The following is a 21,707-nucleotide window of genomic DNA, read 5'->3' on the forward strand; positions in this document are numbered from 1 at the left end:
TTCCCGATTCCCGATTCCCGATTCCCGATTCCCGATTCCCGATTCCCGATTCCCGATTCCCGATTCCCGATTCCCGATTCCCGAATACACCATCAAGCGCGCCAACGAGCCCACTTTGAAAAAGGGGGCCGGCGCCCGGCGAAAAGCGTCGCAGCGACAACACCGTCAGCGCCGGGGGATTCGCTCTTCGCACGAGCACTTCCTGGCAGCGGTACCCCTTACCCGCCCGCGTACAACCGCTCGGCACGCTGAAACAGAATCCAGCTGGTCGCGATGTACTTATCCCCACCCTTGGGCCGATTGCCGCGATGGGTGTGGGTGAACGCGGCCGGCGCGATCAGCAGGTCGCCCGCGCGCGGCGCGATCTTGCGGCGCTGATAGAGGAATTCGGTTTCGCCTTCCTCGAAGCCGTCGTTCAAGTAGATCGTCCACAGCACGTGCCGGTGCAGCGTCTCCGCGCTCTGGTCGCGCGGGTACAGCTCGCAATGCCAATACGGATAGCCGCCGCGGTTGGCGGTGTAGCGCTGCAGGTTGATCGCGCCGGGACGGAACACGGTCTGGGCGATCGGCGACAGCGCGTTGTCGTCCATCTCGGCCACCCGCTCGGCGGTGAGCCGGTGGCGCTTGCCGTCGGTGCTCGGCGCTTCGAGCATCAGCGGCGCGATCATCGTGTGCGGATAGCGGCGCAGGTACTGCAACAGGCCGCGGAACACCGCCAGGTTCAAGGCGAGCTCCATGTCCTTCCAGCCTTCGCGGCCGGTGATGGTGAGATCGCGGCTGTCCTTGAGGTCGGGCATCACCCCGCCGCCGACCCGGCCCGGTTCGCTGTCGCCGCTGGCGTCGAAGCGCTGCACCAGCGCCGCGCATTGCTCGCGCGTCAACGCCTGTGGATAGACCTCGATGAAATCGGCGGCGCCGGAATCGCTGGTTTCGCTGGAGTCGGGGGTCGATGACATGGCGTGGATGGCTGCAGGAAGGCGCCCCGCCGCGAGCGCGGGCAAGGTGGGCATCCTCGCATGCGCGCGCTGGCTTGCAAAAAGCCGGCGCGCGAGGCCCGGCCCGCGTCGCGAAGCGTCGGCTGAATCGCGAACCATTTCAGCCACTTGAAGGCCGGCGTACACCGGCGCGAGTGAGCCATGCGGTCACGGCCCGCTCGCGCGTCGATCCGGCATTACGGCGGACGCTCGGCGAGCGATCGCCGCGCCGCGCTCACACCCCGACCCAGCGGTCCTTGATCTCCTCGCACGCCGCGCCCAGATCGCCGAGCCGGCGTTTGTTGGCCTTCGGCGCGCTCAGAATGCTGCGGGTGGCGATATCGACGACGTAGCAGCGATCCGGATTGACCGTGCCGGGCGCGGACAGGTTCTGCTCCAGATGCGCGCGCAGCGCGGTCGCGACGTAGGCGGCGCTGCGGCCATCCAATGGCTGGGTGCGCGAGAAGTGCAGCTTGACGCAGCCGACGACTTCCTGCGTCGCCGGGTCCAGCAGCAAGGCCTCCGGACGCATCACCACCTTGACCCCGGCCAGTTCCAGCCCGTCGCTGGAAAACGTGTCGACCCGCACCGCGGTCAGCGCGCCGATCTTCATGTCTTCACAGATATCCAGGAACGCGGTGATCGCATGCGCCGAATGGATCCGGTCCTGGATCGCGAAGTCGCTGCCCTCGGCGTTCTCGCGCAGCGCTTCGGCCGCGGCCAGCGCGGCCGCGTCGTCGACCATGTTCGAGGCGATGTGATCGGCGATGACTTCGCGCGCGTCGCGGTAGCGGGTGGATTTGAACAGCGGCGGGTTCTTCTGGTCCCTGACGATCTGCCGCCGCCGCGACGGCGTGGCCGTCATGTATTCGCCGAGCTGGTTGACCGAAATCCTTGGCTTCATCCCCGACTTCCCCGTCTTGGTTGGTCCGGAAATTGTGCGTGATCGGCGTCACACGGCCTGAGATTCCTCGTCGGCTTCGTCCTCGCTGCCGCGCATGCCCAGGCGCTGCATCAGCCGGTACAAGGTCACCCGCGACACGCCCAGTTCGCGCGCCGATTCGCCCAGCCGGCGGCGGTTGCGGTGCAGGGCGCGTTCGATCGCTTCGCGGGTGGCGGCATCGCGGGCTTCCTCCAGGGTGATCGGCAGGCCGTCGCCAGCGTCGTCGATGTGCAGGTCGGCGGCGGTGATGTAGCGGCCTTCGGCCATGATCACCGCCTGGCGCACGCGGTTGATCAGTTCGCGCACGTTGCCCGGCCACGGGTGGCGGTGCAGGGCCTGGCGCGCGCACGGCGAAAAGCCCTTGATCCCGCGCGAGGTTTCCTGGGCGTAGCGCTGCAACGCGTGGTCGGCGATCAGGTCGATGTCGCCGCCGCGTTCGCGCAGCGGCGGTTGCTCCAGCCGCAGCACGCACAGGCGATGGAACAGATCGGCGCGAAAGCGCCCGGCGGCGATGGCGTCGTCGAGGTCGTGGTGGCTGGCCGAGACGATGCGCACGTCGACCGGGATCTGTTCGTGGCCGCCCAGGCGCTCGATCGAGCCTTGCTGCAGGAACCGCAGCAGCGCGGCCTGGCTGTCCATCGGCAGGTCGCCGATTTCGTCGAGGAACAAGGTGCCGCCGTTGGCCATCTCGATCCGGCCGAGCTTGCGCTGGTGCGCGCCGGCGAAGGCGCCGCGCTCGTAACCGAACAGTTCGGACTGGACCAGGGGGTGCGGGATCGAGCCGCAGTTGATCGCGACGAAGGGATGGCGCTGGCGATGCGAGTGGCGGTGGACCGCCATCGCGGCCAGTTCCTTGCCGGTGCCGGTTTCGCCGGCGATGAACACCGGCGCGTCGGTGGCGGCGGCCTTGTGCAGGCCGCGGCACAGGCTGCGGATGGGCTGGCTCTCGCCGATCATGCCGTCGACCCCGCCGGCGCCGATGCTGTCGGCGTCGTGGCCGCAGGCCAGCGCGGCCATGCCGTAGGCGTGGCCGATCACCGTGTGCAGCACCGCTTCCGGGCAGGGCAGGGTGACGTAGTCGTAGCAGTAGTCGCGGATCAGCCGGCGCGCGTGTTCGTCGTCGAGCTGGGCCGCGGCGATGCCGGCGATCCAGCCGGCGTTCTGGGTCGCCAGGGCCGGGCCGAGTTCGTCCAGATCGCGCGCGTCGAAGCCCTCGCGCAGGTCGATCAGCACCGCGTGCGGCAGCTGCGGCTGCGACTGCAGCATGCGCAGGGCGGCGCGCGCGTCGGCGGCGCGGCGCAGGGTCCAGCCCAGGGTCTGCAGCGGCGCCAGCGCATGCATGCGGCCGGCCCCGCCGGGGCTGAGGTAGATCAGCTCGCGCGCGCCGTCGCCGCGCGAGGCGATCGAGCGCGCGGCGGCGTGACGGCTGTTGGTGCGACGACTCCCCAAGTCGCCGCGAGTGGTGTTGGACATCGGAAGCTTCCCCGCCGGCGCAAATGCGCCAGCCCCTGCAAGTCCTTAGGCAAACGCGGGGCGCGGCAAAAGCCGGTCATCGACGGCCGGTGCCGCGGGCGCGGCGCGTTTAAGCGCTGTCGCCCGAGCCGGGAGGAAGCGTCCGCGCGCGAACGGCGCGGCTGGCCTGGAGCCGATCGGAGCAAGGCCGACCGGCGCGGCGGCGGCGCGCCATCGGGTCCCGCCGGGACGGCCGACGACACGCGATAGCAAAACCCGAGCGGGCTCAGCCCTGCTCGGCGTCGTACTCGTGGTGGTAACGCACCGCGGTTTCGACTTCGCTCTTGCTGCCCAGGAACACCGGCACGCGCATGTGCAGGCCGGTCGGTTCGACCTCAAGCATGCGCTGGCGGCCGGTGCTGGCCGCGCCGCCGGCCTGTTCGACCAGGAACGCCATCGGGTTGGCCTCGTACATCAGCCGCAACTTGCCGCCCTGGGCCGCGCACTTGGCATCGAGCGGATAGCTGAAGATGCCGCCGCGGGTCAGGATGCGATGCACGTCGGCGACCATCGAGGCCACCCAGCGCATGTTGAAGTCCTTGCCGCGCGGGCCTTCCTTGCCGGCCAGCAGATCGCCCACGTAGGCCTGCATCGGCGGCTGCCAGTGGCGCTGGTTGGACATGTTGACCGCGAATTCCTTGGTGTCCTCGGGAATGCGCATGCCGCGCGTGGTCATCACGAAGCTGCCGACTTCGCGGTCCAGGGTGAAGGAATGAGTGCCGTTGCCGATGGTCAGCACCAGCATCGTGCTCGGGCCGTAGGTGGTGTAGCCGGCGCAGACCTGTTCGCTGCCGGGCTGCAGGAAGTCCTTGTCGGCGGCCTGGGTGACGCCGTCGGGGCAGCGCAGCACCGAGAAGATCGTGCCGACCGAGATGTTGACGTCGATGTTGCTGGAGCCGTCGAGCGGATCGAACAGCAGCAGGTAGTTGCCGCGCGGGTAGACGTCCGGGATCGGGTGCGAGGTGTCCATTTCCTCCGAGGCCAGGCCGGCGAGGTGGCCGCCCCAGGCGTTGGCCTCGAGCAGGATCTCGTTGCTGAGCACGTCGAGCTTCTTCTGCGCCTCGCCCTGGATGTTCATGCTGGCCTCGCCGGGCGTGCCGGCCTCGCCGAGCACGCCGCCCAGCGCGCCCTTGCCGACCGCGATCGAGATGGTCTTGCAGGCGCGGGCGACGACCTCGATCAGCAGGCGCAGGTCGGGGTTGATGCGCCCGGCGCGCTGTTCTTCGATCAGGTAACGGGTCAGGGAAATCGGGCTGGTGCTGGGATTGAGGGCGGCGGACATGGCTCGGGGCGGTGGCGGCGAGGGCCGCCATTGTCGCCGATGCGGATGACCGGCCGGGTGGCCGCTGCGCGACGCGTTCAGTTTTTGCGGGAGTGCGGGCGAGGCCGGGTGGGCCGGTTGCGCGCCGGGGCCGCCGCCGCGTTCTGGCTTGGCCTGGACGGCATGCTGCCCGCGGTGGGTCCACTAGGGCCGGCCCCAGACTGAGCGCACGGCGCATCGAAAACGCCGGTCTTGCTGTCGGGATGCTGCTGTGATCGGAGCATCCTGATTGCGATCACGACCTGGCCTGCTCGCGATGCGAACCGAAACGTGTCGATAGCGGCGTTCGCCTTCTGCACTGCTATCTTGCAGCCATCGAACCGCACAGGCTCCGCGGGGCCTTGGACGCATGAAACTGGCGGAGTACAACCGGCTGAGGGCGCCCACCGATTCCGGTCCGCTGCTTGCCTGGATCGCGATTGTCATCGCCCTGCTGGGCAGCCTCGCGCAGTCGACCATCGTCGTCGTCGCTTCGGTAGCCATCGCGATCTTCATTCTGGTGGGTCTGAGCGTGCGCTCCGTTCGGCGACTCAACAGCGCCGATCAATTTCGCTGCCCGACCTGTGGCAACACGCCGCACCAGTGGGTGGCCCCCGACCCGTCCGACGACAGGGCATGCACCAACTATCAGACCGACGTCTGTCTCCACTGCCGATTGGATCTGCGCCGGCCCGAAGATAGCAGTGCATGACATCAGGCGGCGGGCCTGTTCTTGAAGGGGATGCGGAGGGGACGCGCGCCGGGTGGAACGCGATCGCCGCGCGGCCGTGAACGCGCGCGGCGGGCCGCGCTCAGTTCTTCGGCCCTGAGGTAGCGTCGTCCGGGTCGGCGGCGGGGCGGTCGGCCAGCTGGATCGAATCGGCTTCGCGGCGCAGATGGCGCTCGGTCACCCCGAAGCTCTGGGCGACCTCGCGCTGGCTGCGTCCGGCGCGCACCGCGGCGCGGATCGCGACCCGGCGCAGGCCGACGAACACGCCCCAGGCCGACGGGATCTCGATGGTGCCGGCGGCGCTGGCGCGGTCGAGCAGGCGCCGGTGAGTCGGCGCGTCCAGGGCCACGCCCAGACGCACCGAACACGCGGTGCGGCCGCGCGGCAGATACAGCCTGCGGCCGCCGTGGCGGCGCACCAGCCGCAGCATCGCGGCGAACCCGCCGAGCGCGGCGACCTCGGCGGCGACCCACGGCAGCGAGGCGAGCACGGTGACGCGGTGGTCTTCGCAGAACCGGCACAGCGATTCGAAATCGCTCGAATCCGGCGCCGGCAGTCCGGCGAAGTAAGGGTGGGCGATGGCGGTGGTATCGCCGGCGTCGGTCCGCGGGCTGGGGGGATGCGTCATGCCAGTCAGAACGCGGGGTCGGCGTGGCCGTGAATGGGGCGCGGCGTCGCCCGACTCGGGAATGGTTCGTTCAATCCGATTGCGATGGCGAGCATCGGTCATCGCGACTCTGGGCTTCGGGCGCAGAAACCCTTCTGACGTCATTGATAGTCGCCGGCCTGAAGCGAGCCCACGCGGCTTGCCAGCTGCGCGCGTGAGTCACGCAATCCTCCTGTAGGAGCGGCGCGAGCCGCGACCGCGACCTCTCGGCGGCGACGCAAGCGAGGTTTGGCGGTCGCGGCTCACGCCGCTCCTACAGTCGCTATCGGCCGGGTTCTCGACGATCGCAAATCAGCCGATAGGCGCGGCGCGCGCGCTCGTCGCCCAAGCGCTCGTCACGCCGTCCGTATTCGCGCCGGTCGCGGATTCACGAACCCGCTCGCGAGGCGTTTCTCCAGGCAACCCGCATCGGTCCCGTCGGGCCGGCCGGCCCGCAGCGCGCGCCGGTCCCGCCTCGTGTTTCTTTTCCCAACCGGAGTTCGCCATGATCCACGCCGCCTCGCGTCGCGTCCCCACCGCCCGCCGCGCCCTCGCCGCGCTCGCCGTTCCGCTGGCCCTGTGCGCCGCGCCGGCGTTCGCCCAGGTCGCCTGCACCAACATCAACACCGTGCAGATTTCGTCCTCGCCGCTGATGAACAACGAATACGGCGGGCACCTCAACGCCCACATCCGCGGCCAGGTGCCGCCGCAGGGCTTCACCCAGAACAACCGCACCTTGTTTCGCGACGCGCAGGATTGGACCGAGGCCTACAACACCCTGGCCGCGCAGAACCCGCCGCTGTATTGCGCGCAGAACCCGCTGCCCGACGCCGAGGCCGCGCGCGATCTGCCGATCCAGTTCTTCTCGTACCAGTGCACCGCCGCCAACGCCGCCGGCGTGTGCACCGCCGGTCGCGAAATCCAGACCAATACGGTGCGCGTGGTGATGCGCTTCATCAACCGGCGCTGGGTGCTCTATACCGCGTATCCGGTTCCGCGTTGAGTCCGGTGCCCGCGCGGCCGGATTTCGAGCATCGACCCGCGCGCGGCGTTGCATCGCGCGCGGGTTCGTCCGGCGCCCGACGCGATCGACGCGACATGACCGTACCCGGCGCCAATCCACCCGCGCCGGCAACGGCCGCCGCGCGGCCAGGCGCTACCATGCACGCACCCGAGCTTTCGCCGATCGTGTGCCCGAGTCCGCGCCCCGCCGCAAGATCCTGCATGTCGACATGGACGCGTTCTATGCGTCGGTGGAGCAGCGCGATGCGCCCGAACTGCGCGGCCAGCCGGTGGTGGTGGCCTGGCGCGGCGCGCGCTCGGTGGTGTGCGCGGCCAGTTACGAGGCTCGCAAGTTCGGCGTGCGTTCGGCGATGCCGGCGGTACGCGCGGAGCGTTTGTGTCCGCACGCGGTGTTCGTGCCGCCGGACTTCGTGCGCTACAAGGCGGTGTCGCGCCAGGTGCGCGAAATCTTCGCCCGCCACACCGACCTGATCGAGCCGTTGTCGCTGGACGAAGCCTACCTGGACGTCACCACGACCAAGACCGGGCTGCCGTCGGCGACCGCGACCGCCGAAGCGATCCGCGACGCGATCCGCGAGGAAACCCGGCTGACCGCGTCGGCCGGCGTCGCGCCGAACAAGTTCGTGGCCAAGATCGCTTCGGACTGGAACAAGCCCGATGGTCTGTTCGTGGTCAAGCCGCATCAGGTCGAAGCCTTCCTGGCGCCGCTGCCGGTCGGGCGCTTGCCCGGCGTGGGCAAGGTCATGGAGGCCAAGCTGGCCGAACTGGGCGTGAGCGTGGTCACCGACCTGCGCGCGCTCGGCGCGCTAGCGCTGGAGCAGCGTTTCGGCCGCTGGGGCCGGCGCCTGCACGAACTGGCGCACGGCATCGACGAGCATCCGGTCGAACCGGAGCGGCCGACCCTGCAGATTTCCTCGGAAGACACCTTCGAGCGGGATCTGCCGCTGGAGCAGGTCGAGACCGACATCCGCCGCCTCGCCGGCAAGACCTGGGCCGGCTATCAGCGCGAACTGCAGCGCAACCCGGGACGGATCGCGCGCACGGTGGTGCTCAAGCTCAAGACTTCGGACTTCCGCATCCTGACCCGCAGCCTGACCGCGCCGCACCCGCCCAGCGGCGAAGCCGAACTGGCCGATCTCGCCAGCGGCCTGCGCGCGCGCGTCGATCTGCCGGCGCAGACCTTGTACCGGCTGGTGGGCGTGGGGCTGTCGGGTTTCGTCGATGAAGACGAAGACGCGGCGATGTTGCAGACCGATCTGTTCGATGGCGACGACGACATGGACGAGCGCTAACGCAAGACAGCGCGATGTGGCGGAAGTCGACTGTAGGAGCGGCGTGAGCCGCGACCGCGAAACCGCGCGTGCGTCGCCGCCGAGAGGTCGCGGTCGCGGTCGCGGCTTGCGCCGCTGCTACAGGGGGTTTGCGTGATCACGCGCGTACCTTGGGAGCCATGTGATCTCGCTCCAGTCTGTCGACTTTCAAGTGACGCCAGACGCCGAAGATTCGGCCGAAAGCGACTGTAGGAGCGCCGCAAGTCGCGACCGCGAAACCACGCTTGCGCCGTAGCCGAGAGGTCGCGGCTCACGCCGCTCCTACAAGGGGATTGCGTGACCCACGCGCGCAGCTGGTAAGCCGCGTGCGGCTTGGCTTCGGGCCGGTGACTGCCAAGAAGTGTCAGATGCCGAAAATGCGGCCGAAAGCGACTGTAGGAGCGACGCAAGTCGCGACCGCGAAACCTCGCTTGCGTCGTTATCGAGAGGTCGCGGTCGCGGCTTACGCCGCTCCTACAGGGGGATTGCGTGACCTACGCGCGCAGCTGGTGAGCCGCGTGCGGCTTGGCTTCGGGCCGGTGACTGCCAAGGCGTGTCAGATGCCGAAAATGCGGCCGAAAGCGACTGTAGGAGCGGCGTGAGCCGCGACCGCGAAACCGCGCGTGCGTCGCCGCCGAGAGGTCGCGGTCGCGGCTCACGCCGCTCCTACAGGGGCGCGCGCGAAATCACGGTTGTTGGAAGACGCGCCGGTGGGGGATGATGCAACGGTCGCACCCCCTTAACCCAACGCAGGCCCCGCATGATCTGGTTGGCAATCCTGGTGTATTTCGCCGTCTGGGCCGGGCTGTGGATTCCGGTGTTCGCCGGCTATGCGTGGCTGTTGTCGTTGGCGGCGAGGGCTCCGGCGCTATTGCGCGTTAGCGCCGGAATGACCGTCTACTTGCTGATGGCTTGTGTGATCGCGTTGCAGTTGCTGGGAATAATGAGCTCCATCGATGCAGAGCGCGAAGGCGCGCTAGCGCAGCCCCTCTACCTATTGAGCTTTATCGCTGGGTACGTGCTCTCTCTGATTCCCGGCGTGCTCTATTTCCGCAAGTACCACCTGAAGTCACTGCGCAAAATGGGGTACTTCAAAATAGCGCGCGGAGTGCGGTAGCCCAAGACCGCGCCTTCAAGCCTGTGCGGTCTCCCCTTCTGTTCGCACCACATACTTCACTGCCTCCACCCGCACCGCGCGCAGCGGCGCGTCGAGTTCGCGAGCGGCCTCGCTCCAGGCCGGCGACTGGCATTGCAGGTTGAGGCAACCGAAGCGCTGGGCGGCGTCGAGCGCATGGCGCAGCAGTTCGGTCTCCACGCCGCGGTCGCGGCCGGGCGGGCGCAGGTAAGGCTCGTCCAGATGCAGGCAGTAGGCGCGTTCGAGCATCGAGAAGCCGGCGGTCGCGCTGGCGTAGCCGACCACCGCGCCGTCGATTTCGGCGATCCAGGCCCAGGCGCCGAACGGCGGCTCGAACAACACCTCCAGCAGTTCCAGCGGCTGCGCGCGCGGTGGGCCGTAGGGTCGGCGCTCGAGCGCGCGGTTGCCGGCGTGCTCGTCGCACAGGGCGATCAGGGTCGGCGCATCGGCGCGGACGACGGGACGCACCACCAGCCCGGGAGCGGGCACGGGGCGGAGGGCGGCGGTTTCGGATACGGCGAGCGGGGCATTCATCGCGGACGTCCGGGACGGGGGAGGAAGGGGATGCGCTGCGGCGCGCATGCGCCGCGACCGGGCCGATCGCCGCCACGGTCGCGCGCCGGCCACAGGCGTAGCATCGACGCCGCGGACCGATGGCGCGGCCAGGACCGGCCGATTCGCGCCTGCGAGGCGGTGGTGCGGTGGGCAACGGTCATGGCGGCGTGATGGGAGCGAGCATGCGGGCCATCGTGCGCGCCGGCCTTTAAGAAGTTTTTAATCGTGCGTGGGCATGGTGCAAACGACGATGCGACCAGGTGACGCAGTACCAGGTATGAACATTTTGTTGGTGGAAGACGACGCGATGCTGGCCGAAGCGGTGCGCGCGGGACTCACCCACGACGGTTGGTGCGTGGAGTGGGTCGCCGACGCGCCGTTGGCCAAGACCGCGCTGGTCGATCACAACTTCGACGCGGTGGTGCTCGACGTCGGCCTGCCCGGCGGCTCCGGCCTGGGCGTGCTGGCGACCCTGCGCAACCGCTACGACGCCACCCCGGTGTTGATCGTGACCGCGCGCGACAAGCTCAGCGAACGCATCGCCGGGCTCGATGCCGGCGCCGACGACTACATCGTCAAACCATTCCAGCTCGACGAACTGTGCGCGCGCCTGCGCGCGGTGATGCGGCGCAGCCAGGGTCGGGTGTCGCCGGTGCTCAGCTGCGGCACCGTGGTACTGGATCCGGCGCGGCGGCTGGTGACCCGCGACGGCGAGCCGGTCGCGCTCAGCGGCCATGAATTCCGCACCCTGATGCTGCTGCTCGAACGCCAGGGCCGGGTGGTCACGCGCGAGCAACTGGAAGAATCGGTATACGGCAGCTCCGGCACGATCGAGAGCAACACCATCGCGGTGTACGTGCATCAGCTGCGGCGCAAGCTCGGCGAACAATTGATCGTGACCGTGCACGGTTACGGCTATCGCATCGGCGGAGTGTCGGCATGAGCGCGATCGGCGGCGACACGCCGGCGAGCAACGACGCCGACGCGCGCGCGCCTTCGGCGAGCGAGCACGAGGAAAGCCGGCGCGCGCGCTGGTGCGAACTCGAAGCGCGCCACCGCGCCTGGCACGAGCGCCACCACGCCCGTCACCACAGCTTCGACGGCGGCCGTTCGCTGCGCTGGACCCTGACCTGGGTGCTGCTCAAGACCGTGCTGCTGGCGTGGTTCGTATGGCTGGCCTGCCAGGTGTGGCAGCTCAGCCGCGAGCATTCCGGGATGCTCGACAATTCGCTGCGCGAGATCGCCGAACAAGTGCTCGCGTCGATGCCCGAAGGATTGGAGCGGCTGCCCTCGCGCGATCCCAAGCGCGCCACCGTGCCGGTCTCGGCCGATCAGAAGATGAGCTTCCAGGTCTGGGCGCAGGGCCGCAACGTGGTGTATTCGGCGGCGGCGCCGTTGCAGCCGTTGAACCCCGCGTTCAAGGACGGCTTCGCCCGGCGCATGATCGATGGCGAGCGTTGGCAGGTGTATACGCTCAGCGATGCGCGCCGCGGCCTGATCGTGCAGGTCGGCCGCACCAAGCGCATGGCGATCAAGGAACTGCAGGGCTGGATCGTCGGCAGTTTGCTCGCCGCGGCCTTGATCCTGGTGTTGTTCGGGCTGGCAACGTGGAAGGTGATCGGCATGTCGCTGCGTCCGATCACCGCCTTGCGCGACACCTTGAAGGGCCGCCCGCCCCTCGACCTCACGCCGTTGCCGACTCAGGCCTTGCCGGCCGAGTTCCGGCCGCTGGTCGACGCGTTCAACGATCAGCTCGAACGCGTCGACGCCGCGGTCCAGCACGAGCGCCGCTTCATCTCCGACGCCGCGCACGAGTTGCGCACGCCGCTGGCGGTGCTCAGCACCCACGCCGAGCTGGCGCTGCGCGCGACCACCTTGGAAGAGAAGAACGCCGCATTGCTGCGGCTCAACGCCGGCGTGCAGCGCAGCGCGCGCTTGTCGGAGCAGTTGCTGGACCTGGCCCGGCTGGATGCCGGCGCGGAGACGGTGCGGCTGGCGCCGCTGGATCTGTCCGATCTGATCGTGTTGGTGATCCGCGATTTCGAAACCCTCGCGCGCGAGCGCCGTCAGCGCATCAGCCTGCGCGCCGGTCCGGCGCGATTGCTCGGCGATGTCGATCAGCTCGGCATCCTGCTGCGCAACCTGATCGACAACGCGGTGCGTCATGCCGGCGCTGACGGCCAGGTGGCGGTGGCGTGCACGGCCGAAGCCGACGGCACCGTGGTGCTGCGCGTGGCCGACAACGGCATCGGCGTGGCGCCGGAGGATTGCGAGCGCATCTTCGACCGCTTCTACCGCGCGCCCGGCAGCCCCGAGGGCGGCAGCGGCATCGGTCTGTCGCTGGTGGCGCGGATCGCCCAGACCCATGGCGCGAAGATCGAATGCGGCCTGGGACTGGAGCGCGGCGCCGAGGACCCGCGCGGTCCGGGGCGCGGGTTTGAGGTGTGTGTGCGGTTTCCGGCTGCGCCGGTGGTGGCGTAGCGATCTGGCGCCAAAAGCGAATCCCCCTAACCCCCCTTTTCCAAAGGGGGGAACCGATAGGTGGGTTGCGCAATGTCGTGGCAAATCACCGGCATGCATTCCCCCCTTTGGAAAAGGGGGGTTAGGGGGGATTCGCTTTTAGCCGCAAGCGCGACGTTGTCCCAACGTTGCGATTTCGCCTACCCATCCATCCCTACTGACAACAAGCTGGCAGCAGCCCCCGCCCACCATGCCTGCGTGCAATCGGCACGGCGGGGAGCGCGCGATGGACCGGCAACGACGAACAATCCTGCAATTAAGCGCCAGCGCGCCCATCGCCGCCCTGGCGTCGGGCCTGCACGCCTCGGCGCCCATCCCGGCCGCCGCCGGCCAAGCCGCCGCTGATGCCAAACCCGCGGCCAGCGACGGCCGCCACGACTTCGATTTCTATTTCGGTCGCTGGAAGGTTCACAACCGCCGCCTGGCCAAGCGCCTGGCCGGCAGCAACGACTGGATCGAATTCGACGCCACCGACGAATGCCGGCCGGTGCTCGGCGGCCTGGGCAGCGTCGATCGCTACCTCACCGACTGGAACGGCGGCATCGAAGGCTTCGCCCTGCGCCTGTACCAGCCGCGGACCCGGCAATGGTCGGTGTACTGGGCCAGCGACCGCGACGGCGTGCTCGAAGCGCCGTTGACCGGCGGCTTCCGCGACGGCGTGGGCGTGTTCGAAGGGCTGGAAGCGCACGACGGCGCAATGCTGCCCTCGCGCGCGACGTGGTCGCGGATCCAGGCCGACAGCGTGTACTGGGAACAGGCGCTGTCGCCCGACGGCGGCCGCAGCTGGGAAACCAACTGGGTCATGCAGATGACCCGGATCGCATGAAACGCACCGAACCACCGCATCGCCACGAGACCGACGCCATGAACGACACCAGCGCGCGCCATGACGGCCGCCACGATTTCGACTTCCTGCACGGCCGCTGGCAGGTGCATAACGAACGCCTGACCCAACGTCTGGCGGGCTCGGACGACTGGGAGATTTTCCCCGCGCAGCAGACCTGCGAGCCGGTGCTCGGCGGACTGGGCAATGTCGACGCGTTCCTCAGCGACTGGAACCGGCCCGGCGCGCACGACACCTTCCAGGGCATGACCTTGCGTCTGTTCAATATCGAACAGCGGCAGTGGAGCATCTGGTGGGCCGGCAATCACGACGGCGTGCTGGAACCGCCGGTCCGCGGCGGTTTCGAGCGCGACGGCGGCGCTTTGCGTGGCGTGTTCGACGGCGAACTGGAGCACGACGGCCGCCCGGTGATGGCGCGCTTCGTCTGGAGCGACATCAGCGCCAACACCGCGCACTGGCATCAAGAATTTTCCGCCGACGGCGGCAACAGCTGGGAAACCAACTGGCATATGTGGATGCGCCGCAGCGACGAACACGGCCGCCTGCTGCACGAGGACGCGGTGATCGAACTGCGCCAGTACCGCATGCAACCGGGCCGTCGCGACGACTTGATCGAGTTGTTCGAAAACGAATTCATCGAATCGCAGGAAGCGGTCGGCATGCACGTGATCGGCCAGTTCCGCGATCTCGACCACGACGACCGCTACACCTGGGTGCGCGGGTTTCCGAATCAGGCGCTGCGCACGGCCTCGCTGAGCGCGTTCTACTTCGGGCCGACCTGGAAGCGTCATCGCGACGCGGCCAATGCGACCTTGCTCGATAACGACGACGTGCTGATGCTCAAGCCGGCATGGCCGGGCGCGGAGTTTCCGGTCGCGGAGCAGCCTCGCGAACCGCGCGGCAGTCGCGCGCTGCCCGATGCGGTGGTCGCGATCGGCATCTGCGCCTTGAATGCGCCGGCCCAGGACGGGTTCGCCGAACTGTTCCGCCAGCGTTTCGCCCCGCTGCTGAGCGAACACGGCGCACGCTTGCACGGTGTATACGTGACCGATACCTCGCCGAACGGATTCGCGCGCCTGCCGGTGCGCGAGGGCGAGTCGGTGCTGGTGTGGTTCGCCGGTCATGCAGATGCCGATGGCATCGCGCGGGTGCAGGCCGATCCGCGTTGGCGCGCGCTGCTCGCCGACGCCTTGCTCGGCGATCTCAAGCAGGCGCCGCAATGGTTGCGTCTGTCGCCGACCGCGCGTTCGGAGTTGCGCGGATGAGCGCGCGGCGGGGGTTGCGATGCTCGGTATGCCGCGACCGGGTCGTGTCGCCCGAGATCGAACGTGTGCCAGCGCTTGAGCCGCCGCGCGCGGCGCGGGATCATGCCGCATGCGCCGCGCCGACCGACTGTTCCTGCTGATCCATGCCTTGCGCGGCCGCCGCCATGCGATCACCGCCCAGCAGTTGGCGCAGACCCTGGAAGTGTCGCTGCGCACGATCTATCGCGACGTCGCCGACCTGCAACGCTCGGGCGTGCCGATCGAAGGCGAGGCCGGGGTTGGCTATCTGTTGCGCAAGGGCGCGGATATTCCGCCGCTGATGTTCAGTCCCGACGAGCTCGAAGCCTTGGTGGTCGGCAGCCGTTTCGTGCGCGCCTTCGGCGGCGAGCGCCTGGGCCGCGGCGCGACCGCGGCCCTGCTCAAGATCGAAGCGGTGCTGCCGCCGGAGCTGCGCGCGCGCAGCGAACGCACGCGGATCTTCGCGCCGCAGCTGGACAACCGGATCGAATCCAGCGGTCTGATCGATGCGTTGCACGGCGCGGTGCTGGAGCAACGCGTACTGCGATTGCTGTACCGCGACGGCGAAGCGCGAGCGAGCGAACGCGACATCGAACCGCTGTGCCTGTCGTTCTGGGGCGGCAGCTGGACCCTGGGCGCATGGTGCCGACTGCGCGAGGACTTCCGCAGCTTCCGCCCCGATCGCATCGTCGAGTACGCCGCGACCGGCGAGGCCTTCGTCGAAACCCGCGAGCGCGGTTTGCACGGGTATTTGCGTTCGGTGGGGGCACAGGGGTTGGACGCGGGGTAAGTCGAGGTGTGCGGCAGGGTGCGATCCACGATGTCGTTACCAGCCAGCAATCGATGCGGTTGCCTTTATCGCCATCGCCAACCGCCCATCCTCACCGAATCGCCACCGCCTCCAGCCGCGCCAACTTGTCGGGATTGCGCATGATGAAGATGTCGCGCAAGCGATCGTCCTCGTCGTAACCGAAGCTCACCGCCGCCTCGATGCGGCCGGCGCGTTCCAGGATCACGCCGCGCGAGCCGTTGAGGTCGACGAAGGTCCAACGGTCGTCGCGGCAGGCCGGATGCAGCACCTGCTCGATGAAGCCCAGCACCGCGTCGCGGCCGTGCAGCGCCTGCGCCACCGCGGTGACCTTGCCGCCGCCATCGGCGCGCAGGGTGATCTGTTCCGACAGCAGCGCCGCCAACGGCGCGGTGCGGCCTTCGCTGAGCGCGGTTTCGAACGCGGCCAGCAATTGATCCTGCTGCTCGGCCGGAGTGACGTGGCGGACCTTGGCCTGTTCGACATGGCCGCGCGCGCGTTGCACCAGCTTGCGGCAGGCCGCTTCCTCGATGTCGAGAATGCGCGCGACGTCCGGATAAGGCTGATCGAAGATTTCGTGCAGCAGATAGGCCGCGCGTTCCTTCGGCGTCAATCGTTCGAGCAGCAGCAGGAACGCGGTCGACAGCGAGGACGCCAGCGACAGTTGCTGCTCGGGTTGGCCGGCGGCCTCGGTGTGGATCGGTTCGGGCAGCCATGAGCCGACGTAATCGACGCGGGTGCGGTGCGCCGAGCGCAGCAGGTCGATGCAGCGGCGGGTGCAGGCGGTGGTCAGCCAAGCGCCGGGGTTGTCGATGCTGTCGCGGTCGGTCGCCTGCCACTTCAGGAAGGTGTCTTGCACCGCGTCCTCGGCGTCGGCGCGCGAGCCGAGGATGCGATAGGCCAGGCCGGTCAGCATCGGCGCGGATTGGGCGAACAGGCGGGCGTCGTCGGAGGCGGTCATGGTCGCTGCGCTGAAGAAGGCGGGGGAATGATAGGGCTTGCGGTGGTGCGGCTTTTGCGCGCGTGGTCGGTGTTGTGGACGTTCGGCGGGTTGACCGGATCGCTGTGTGCTGGATCGGGGGATGAAGTCGCGCGATGAGGTCGGGCCCTCACCCCGGCCCTCTCCCGCGAGCGGGAGAGGGAGCACAACGGTCAGTGCTTGGAGACCTGCAGGCGATTCCACAGGTTGATCATCATCACCACCGAGGTGATCGTGCCGATCTGTTTTTCGTCGTAATGCGCGCGCAGCTCGCCGCGCAGGTCGGCGTAATCGGCGCTCGCGTCGATCGTGGTCAGCGCCTCGGCCCAGGCCAGGGCGGCGCGTTCGGCGGCGCTGAAGTCCTCGACGTGGCGCCACACGATCAGGCGGTCCAGGCGGTCGTTGCTCTCGCCGTCGGCGCGCGCCTCGCGCAAGTGCATCTTGATGCAGTACGCGCAGCCGTTGATCTTCGAGGCGCGCAGCTGGATCAGGTGATAGATCGCGCGCGGCAGGTTGTTGGCCTCGATCGCGCCCTGGATCGCGGTGTGGACCTTGCCCAGCTGGGTCAGGATCTCGGGGATTTCGCGTTCGTACTTGACCGCTTCGGTGCTGCTCATGCTGATGTCCTCTCGGGGTTGGGATTGCCTACACCCTGAGTGACGATCCAGCCCGCCGGCCCGTGACATGGACGACGAAAAAACTTCGCGGCGGCCCGATCCGGGCCCTCATGCGCCTCGGGCCAGGCCCCCGACCGGGCGTCCCAGTCCTCAGATCACCCGCAAGGTGATCGCCTTCAACACCGCGCGCGTGCGATCGCGGGTATCGAGTTTTTCCAGGATCACCGAGACGTAGTTCTTGACCGTGCCCTCGGCCAGGAACATCGCCCGGGCGATTTCCTTGTTCGAGTAGCCGCCGGCCATCAGCCGCAGCACCGACACTTCGCGTTCGGTGAACAGTGCGCGCGGTGCGTCGTCGGCGTGGTAGCGGTAACGCGCGCGCACCGGCTCGGTGCTGACCGGCTGCAGCAGGGTTTCGCCGGCGGCGACCCGCGCGATCGCGTCGCGCAGGTCTTCGGGCGCGGCGTCCTTGAGCAGGAAGCCTTGTGCGCCAGCCTCGGTCGCGCGCAGCAGCAGGTCGCTGTCGTCGAAGGTGGTCAGCAGCAGCACCGGGGTGCGATCGCCGCGTTCGCGCAGTTTCACCAGCGCCTCGATGCCGTCGAGGCCGGGCATGCGGATGTCGCTGAGTACCACGTCCACCGGGGTGCCGACCAATTGATCGAGCAGCGCCTGGCCGTCGTCGGCTTCGAACGCGATGACCAGGCCCAGGCGTTCGAGCAGCGCGCGCAGGCCCGCGCGCACCAGCATCTGGTCGTCAGCCAGGGCCAGGCGGATCGGAGTGGAAAGCATCATGCGGGGCTCGTGGCGGTGCGGGCGGTCAGGGGAAAACTCGCATCGATGCGCAAGCCGCCGCGCGGGCCGACCTCGATATCGGCGCGGCCGCCGGCTTCGGCGATGCGTTCGCGCAGGCCCGACAGGCCGTTGCCTTCGCATAGCGCGCCACGCACCCGGCCGTCGTCTTCGATGCGCAGATGCAGCGCGGACGCATCGCGATCGATCCGCACCGTGACCCGCTCGGCCTCGGCATGGCGCGCGCTGTTGGTCAGCGCTTCCTGCACCACGCGCAGCAGGGTTTCGGCCAGGGCCGGATCGGTCACCTGCACGTCGTCGGCGATCTCCAGTTGCAATGTCGGCTTGGGAATCGGCGCGGCCAGCGCGCGCAGCGCCGTCGCCAGGTCCAGCCCGCGGGTGTCGCGCAGGGCCTGGACCACGCCGCGGATGTCGCCGAGCAGTTCGCCGGCCAGTTGCTGCGCGAGCAACACTTCGCGCCGTTGCGCGAAGTCGTCGTCTGCGGCGAGCACGCGCAGGTTCAACATCATCGCGGTGAGCTTGTGCCCGGCCACGTCGTGCAGCTCGCGCGCCATGCGCAGGCGCTCGGCGTCGCGCGCGCTGTCGGCCAGCAGGGCGCGGGTCGCGAGCAGGTCGGCGTTGACCAGGGCGAGGCGGTCGCGCGCCTGTTCGGCGCTGAGCGCGTAATGCGCGATCAGCGCGGAAAAGGATTGGAAGCCGGCGAAGATCAGGGTGATCACCACCGGCGCGGGGCTGCCCGCTTGCAGCAGAATCAGGTACAGCGCCAGATTGATCGCGACCGCCAGCGCGATCAGTACGCGCGGCGGATAGACCATGGCCAACTGCGCGATCAGGATCACCAGCAGCGCCGGCGCGGCGCCGCCGCGCGAGGCGTACAGACACACGGTCAAGGCGCTGGCCGTTTCCAGCGCGAACAGCAAAGCCCGCCAATGAGCCTGGCGAGCCTTGAACGCATCGTGGGCGAGAAAGCAGATCGCGAACACGATCATCGCCGTCCACAGCAGCGGCGAATCCTTGTCCTCGTTGAAGCGCAGCGACAGCGCCACCGCCAGCCAGGTCAACACCGCCGGCAGGTTCATGGGTTGCAGCAGGGTCTGGCGCAGCAGCGAGGTCATGCCGGGCATGCTGCGGCGCGGCCACCGCGCTGGCAATGGCTCGCGCGCCGAAAGTGACTTCCGGCAGGTGCAGGTGGTGACCGCCGGGACCTGCCGCGGCCTCGCGTCCGGCCGAGCATCAGCCTGCCCCGGCCCGGTCCGCCGGGAACGGAGGGGACGAGATGGAATCGGCTTACGCAATCGTCAAATACCTGCACATCGCGATCGGCGCGGTGGCGCTGATCGGCTTCTGGACGGCCGGCCTGGCGCGCAAGGGCAGTGTGTTGCATCGCCGCGCCGGGCAGGTGTTCCTGCTGGCGATGACCGGCATCGTGATCACCGCGGTGCCGATGACCTTGTACGCGCTGCATCGCGGCAACGCGAACACCGCCGCGTTCTTGGGCTATCTGATCGTGATCACCGCGACCGGCACTTGGGCCAGTTGGCGCGCGATCGTCGACAAGCGCGACGTGCGCCGCTACACCGGCGCAGTGTTCACCGCGCTGGCCGCGCTGTCGATCGCATCGGGCGCGGCGATGCTGGCGCTGGGGATGAAGATCGGCGCGCCGCTGTTGATCGGTTTCTCCGTCGTCGGCCTGTATACCGGCTCGGACATGCTGCGCAAGCGGCGCCGGCGCGAGCAGCTGGCGGCGCGGCCGCGCTGGTGGTTGGTCGAGCATTACACCGCGATGATCGGCAACGGCATCGCCGTGCATATCGCGTTTCTCGGCATCGGCCTGCCGCGTCTGCTGCCGATGGTCGACGGCGCGATGCTGCATTACCTGGCGTGGTTCGGCCCGCTGCTCACCGCGATCGGCGCCAAGCTGTGGGCCGATCGCCGCTGGGGCCGCGCGGCGGCGGCCAAGCCGGCGCTCGACAACACCGCGCCGCGCCCGGCGGCGACGCGCGCAAACACCGAGGCGGCGTAGACCCCGCACGTCCGGCGCAGCACATCCTGCGCGAAAGCGACAGTGGCGACGGTTGTGTCGATGGTCGGGTCGACGCTGCAACCGTTGCGGCGAAGCTCGCATCACAAACAGCAGTCCTCCCGTCACGGCCCACGACATGAACCCAATCATCGTTCGCTCCGCCCCATGGCTGACCGCGCCGCTGCTGGCCGGTGCGCTGTTCAGTGCACATGCGGCCGAACCCGCCGCGCCCGCCGCCGCTAATGCGACGACCGATCAGCGTTGCCACGTCGGCGCCTACCGGCTCGACGACGGCAGCGTGGTCGCGGTCACCCAGATGGAAAAACCCACGCAACTGCGCTGGCGTGCGTTCGACGGACGCGTCGGCAAGCTGAGCTGGGAGAACGGCCGCTGGGTCGGCACCCGCGGCTGGACCGATCAGCCCGATCCGGTCGCGGTCTCGTTCGGCGATTGCGCCGATCAAGGGATCCGCTACGACGGTCATACCGGCACCAAGCTCAAGTACGACATCGTCGACACCCAATTCGAAGGCAAGGGCGTGAGCCTGCGCGGCCGCCTGGTGCTGCCGCAGGGCAAGAGCAAGGTGCCGGTGGTGGTGCTGGTGCATGGCTCGGAAAGCTATTCCGGCGTGGATTCGTATTTCCAGCAGTACATGTTTCCGGCCGAAGGCGTGGGCGTGTTCGTCTACGACAAGCGCGGCACCGGCGGTTCCACCGGCAAGTACTCGCAGAATTTCCACGACCTGGCCGATGACGCGTCCGCGGCTCTGCGCGAAGCGCAGCGCCTGGGCCGCAAGCGGATCGGCCGGATCGGTTTCCACGGCGGCAGCCAGGGCGGGTGGGTCGCGCCGCTGGCGGCGAGCAAGACGCCGCGGGCGAGCTTCGTGTTCGTCGGCTTCGGCCTGACCGACGGCGTGCTGGCCGAGGACCGCGACCAGGTCGTGCTGGATCTGCGCGCGGCCGGTTTCGGCGACGCCGAGACCTTGCGCAAGGCGCGCGAGGTCAGCGACGTCACCGGCCTGATCGCTTCGACCAGCGGCAAGCGCGGCTACGATCAACTCGATGCGTTGCGCGCGAAGTACCAGGGCGAGCCGTGGTGGAAGGCGCTCAAGGGCGAGTACAGCGGCTTGATCGCATCGCATACGCGCGAGGAAGCGCTGGCTGAGCTGGCCAAGTTCGATTTCGAAGTGAGCTGGGATTACGACCCGATGCCGGTGCTGCGCAGTTTGAAGACGCCGCAGTTGTGGATCGTCGGCGGCGACGACGTCGAGGCGCCGTCGGCGGATACGCAGAAGCGTTTGACCGCGTTGGGCGAAGCCGGCCGTCCGATCACCTCGGTGGTGTTTCCGCAGGCCGATCACGGCATCCTGGAATTCGTGAAGGACGCGAAGGGCGAGCGTCAGCACACCCGCATCGCGGAGGGGTATATCCGCATGCAGCTGGATTGGATCAAGCACGGGACGTTGAAGGGCTGGCCGTATGGGCAGGCCAGGCAGTTGGCTGGGCCGAAGTAAGTCAGCGCACATCGCTGGTCTCCCTCTCCCGCTCGCGGGAGAGGGCCGGGGTGAGGGCAAGCGCGATCGCAACGACGACCCCATGACCTCCCTCACCCTAACCCTCTCAGCTCTGCACTTCCTTCGGTCGCCGCAAGCGGGAGAGGGAACTGTTCGCTACGATTGGATAAGGCGACGCGCTT

The 21,707-nt window shown here is 68.7% G+C and carries 20 protein-coding genes and 1 pseudogene; 11 read left to right on the forward strand and 10 right to left on the reverse strand.

Annotated features, from left to right (window positions below; all coding sequences use genetic code 11):
* Positions 1 to 218: 218 nt before the first annotated feature.
* The 4 genes from AC3A4T_RS16070 to AC3A4T_RS16085 all read right to left on the reverse strand — a co-directional run bounded on the left by AC3A4T_RS16070 (position 219) and on the right by AC3A4T_RS16085 (position 4,711).
* Positions 219 to 956, reverse strand: coding sequence for a 2OG-Fe(II) oxygenase (locus AC3A4T_RS16070; RefSeq protein WP_487676286.1), 738 nt, complete (start codon positions 954 to 956; stop codon positions 219 to 221).
* A gap of 253 nt (positions 957 to 1,209) precedes the next feature.
* Positions 1,210 to 1,878 carry a hypothetical protein gene (locus AC3A4T_RS16075; RefSeq protein ID WP_487676287.1) on the reverse strand — a complete coding sequence of 223 codons (669 nt, stop codon included), beginning with the start codon at positions 1,876 to 1,878 and terminating at the stop codon, positions 1,210 to 1,212.
* Positions 1,879 to 1,926: 48 nt separating this feature from the next.
* Positions 1,927 to 3,390, reverse strand: a complete 1,464-nt coding sequence (locus AC3A4T_RS16080) for a sigma-54 interaction domain-containing protein (protein WP_487676288.1) — start codon at positions 3,388 to 3,390, stop codon at positions 1,927 to 1,929.
* A gap of 265 nt (positions 3,391 to 3,655) precedes the next feature.
* A complete protein-coding gene (locus AC3A4T_RS16085; protein ID WP_056109507.1) occupies positions 3,656 to 4,711 on the reverse strand; it encodes a class 1 fructose-bisphosphatase in 1,056 nt (351 codons plus the stop codon).
* 388 nt (positions 4,712 to 5,099) lie between these two features.
* Here AC3A4T_RS16085 and AC3A4T_RS16090 point away from each other — a divergent pair, with 388 nt between their 5' ends.
* Positions 5,100 to 5,441, forward strand: coding sequence for a hypothetical protein (locus tag AC3A4T_RS16090; RefSeq protein WP_487676289.1), 342 nt, complete (start codon positions 5,100 to 5,102; stop codon positions 5,439 to 5,441).
* Positions 5,442 to 5,541: 100 nt separating this feature from the next.
* Here AC3A4T_RS16090 and AC3A4T_RS16095 read toward each other — a convergent pair whose 3' ends face one another.
* Complete coding sequence (locus tag AC3A4T_RS16095) at positions 5,542 to 6,087, reverse strand: hypothetical protein (protein WP_487676290.1); 546 nt, start codon at positions 6,085 to 6,087, stop codon at positions 5,542 to 5,544.
* A gap of 523 nt (positions 6,088 to 6,610) precedes the next feature.
* Here AC3A4T_RS16095 and AC3A4T_RS16100 point away from each other — a divergent pair.
* From AC3A4T_RS16100 to AC3A4T_RS16110, 3 genes are all read left to right on the forward strand, one after another.
* Positions 6,611 to 7,108 carry a hypothetical protein gene (locus AC3A4T_RS16100; RefSeq protein WP_487676291.1) on the forward strand — a complete coding sequence of 166 codons (498 nt, stop codon included), beginning with the start codon at positions 6,611 to 6,613 and terminating at the stop codon, positions 7,106 to 7,108.
* A 187-nt stretch (positions 7,109 to 7,295) separates the two neighbouring features.
* Complete coding sequence (gene dinB / locus AC3A4T_RS16105) at positions 7,296 to 8,420, forward strand: DNA polymerase IV (RefSeq protein ID WP_487676292.1); 1,125 nt, start codon at positions 7,296 to 7,298, stop codon at positions 8,418 to 8,420.
* Between the two features lie 778 nt (positions 8,421 to 9,198).
* Entirely contained in the window at positions 9,199 to 9,555 is a 357-nt protein-coding gene (locus AC3A4T_RS16110) for a hypothetical protein (protein WP_487676293.1), read from the forward strand.
* A gap of 15 nt (positions 9,556 to 9,570) precedes the next feature.
* Here the strand turns inward: AC3A4T_RS16110 and AC3A4T_RS16115 are convergent, their stop codons facing one another.
* Entirely contained in the window at positions 9,571 to 10,107 is a 537-nt protein-coding gene (locus AC3A4T_RS16115) for an N-acetyltransferase family protein (protein WP_487676294.1), read from the reverse strand.
* Positions 10,108 to 10,405: 298 nt separating this feature from the next.
* Between AC3A4T_RS16115 and AC3A4T_RS16120 the strand changes: the two genes are divergently transcribed.
* The 5 genes from AC3A4T_RS16120 to AC3A4T_RS16140 all read left to right on the forward strand — a co-directional run bounded on the left by AC3A4T_RS16120 (position 10,406) and on the right by AC3A4T_RS16140 (position 15,565).
* Positions 10,406 to 11,071 carry a response regulator transcription factor gene (locus AC3A4T_RS16120; RefSeq protein ID WP_056109491.1) on the forward strand — a complete coding sequence of 222 codons (666 nt, stop codon included), beginning with the start codon at positions 10,406 to 10,408 and terminating at the stop codon, positions 11,069 to 11,071.
* On the forward strand, positions 11,068 to 12,609 hold the full coding sequence (locus AC3A4T_RS16125; protein WP_487676295.1) for an ATP-binding protein: 1,542 nt from the start codon (positions 11,068 to 11,070) through the stop codon (positions 12,607 to 12,609). The genes AC3A4T_RS16120 and AC3A4T_RS16125 overlap by 4 nt, the downstream gene beginning before the upstream one ends.
* A gap of 265 nt (positions 12,610 to 12,874) precedes the next feature.
* Complete coding sequence (locus AC3A4T_RS16130; RefSeq protein WP_487676296.1) at positions 12,875 to 13,474, forward strand: hypothetical protein; 600 nt, start codon at positions 12,875 to 12,877, stop codon at positions 13,472 to 13,474.
* Positions 13,471 to 14,757, forward strand: coding sequence for an NIPSNAP family protein (locus AC3A4T_RS16135; RefSeq protein WP_487676297.1), 1,287 nt, complete (start codon positions 13,471 to 13,473; stop codon positions 14,755 to 14,757). Before AC3A4T_RS16130 ends, AC3A4T_RS16135 begins: the two co-directional genes overlap by 4 nt.
* Before the next feature lie 109 nt (positions 14,758 to 14,866).
* Positions 14,867 to 15,565, forward strand: coding sequence for a helix-turn-helix transcriptional regulator (locus AC3A4T_RS16140; protein WP_487676298.1), 699 nt, complete (start codon positions 14,867 to 14,869; stop codon positions 15,563 to 15,565).
* A 91-nt stretch (positions 15,566 to 15,656) separates the two neighbouring features.
* Here AC3A4T_RS16140 and sigJ read toward each other — a convergent pair whose 3' ends face one another.
* From sigJ to AC3A4T_RS16160, 4 genes and pseudogenes are all read right to left on the reverse strand, one after another.
* Positions 15,657 to 16,544, reverse strand: a complete 888-nt coding sequence (sigJ, locus tag AC3A4T_RS16145; RefSeq protein WP_487676299.1) for an RNA polymerase sigma factor SigJ — start codon at positions 16,542 to 16,544, stop codon at positions 15,657 to 15,659.
* Between the two features lie 191 nt (positions 16,545 to 16,735).
* Positions 16,736 to 17,179, reverse strand: a complete 444-nt coding sequence (locus AC3A4T_RS16150) for a carboxymuconolactone decarboxylase family protein (RefSeq protein WP_487676300.1) — start codon at positions 17,177 to 17,179, stop codon at positions 16,736 to 16,738.
* Positions 17,180 to 17,329: 150 nt separating this feature from the next.
* On the reverse strand, positions 17,330 to 17,968 hold the full coding sequence (locus AC3A4T_RS16155; RefSeq protein WP_487676567.1) for a response regulator: 639 nt from the start codon (positions 17,966 to 17,968) through the stop codon (positions 17,330 to 17,332).
* Positions 17,968 to 19,171, reverse strand: a pseudogene (locus AC3A4T_RS16160) (sensor histidine kinase). Before AC3A4T_RS16160 ends, AC3A4T_RS16155 begins: the two are co-directional and overlap by 1 nt.
* 94 nt (positions 19,172 to 19,265) lie before the next feature.
* On the opposite strand from AC3A4T_RS16160, the gene AC3A4T_RS16165 reads away from it, so the two are divergent.
* Both AC3A4T_RS16165 and AC3A4T_RS16170 read left to right on the forward strand, forming a co-directional pair.
* Entirely contained in the window at positions 19,266 to 20,012 is a 747-nt protein-coding gene (locus tag AC3A4T_RS16165; protein ID WP_487676301.1) for a hypothetical protein, read from the forward strand.
* A gap of 136 nt (positions 20,013 to 20,148) precedes the next feature.
* Complete coding sequence (locus AC3A4T_RS16170; RefSeq protein WP_487676302.1) at positions 20,149 to 21,525, forward strand: alpha/beta hydrolase family protein; 1,377 nt, start codon at positions 20,149 to 20,151, stop codon at positions 21,523 to 21,525.
* Positions 21,526 to 21,707 lie beyond the last annotated feature (182 nt).

This window comes from Lysobacter sp. Soil_N_51, from assembly GCF_057655755.1.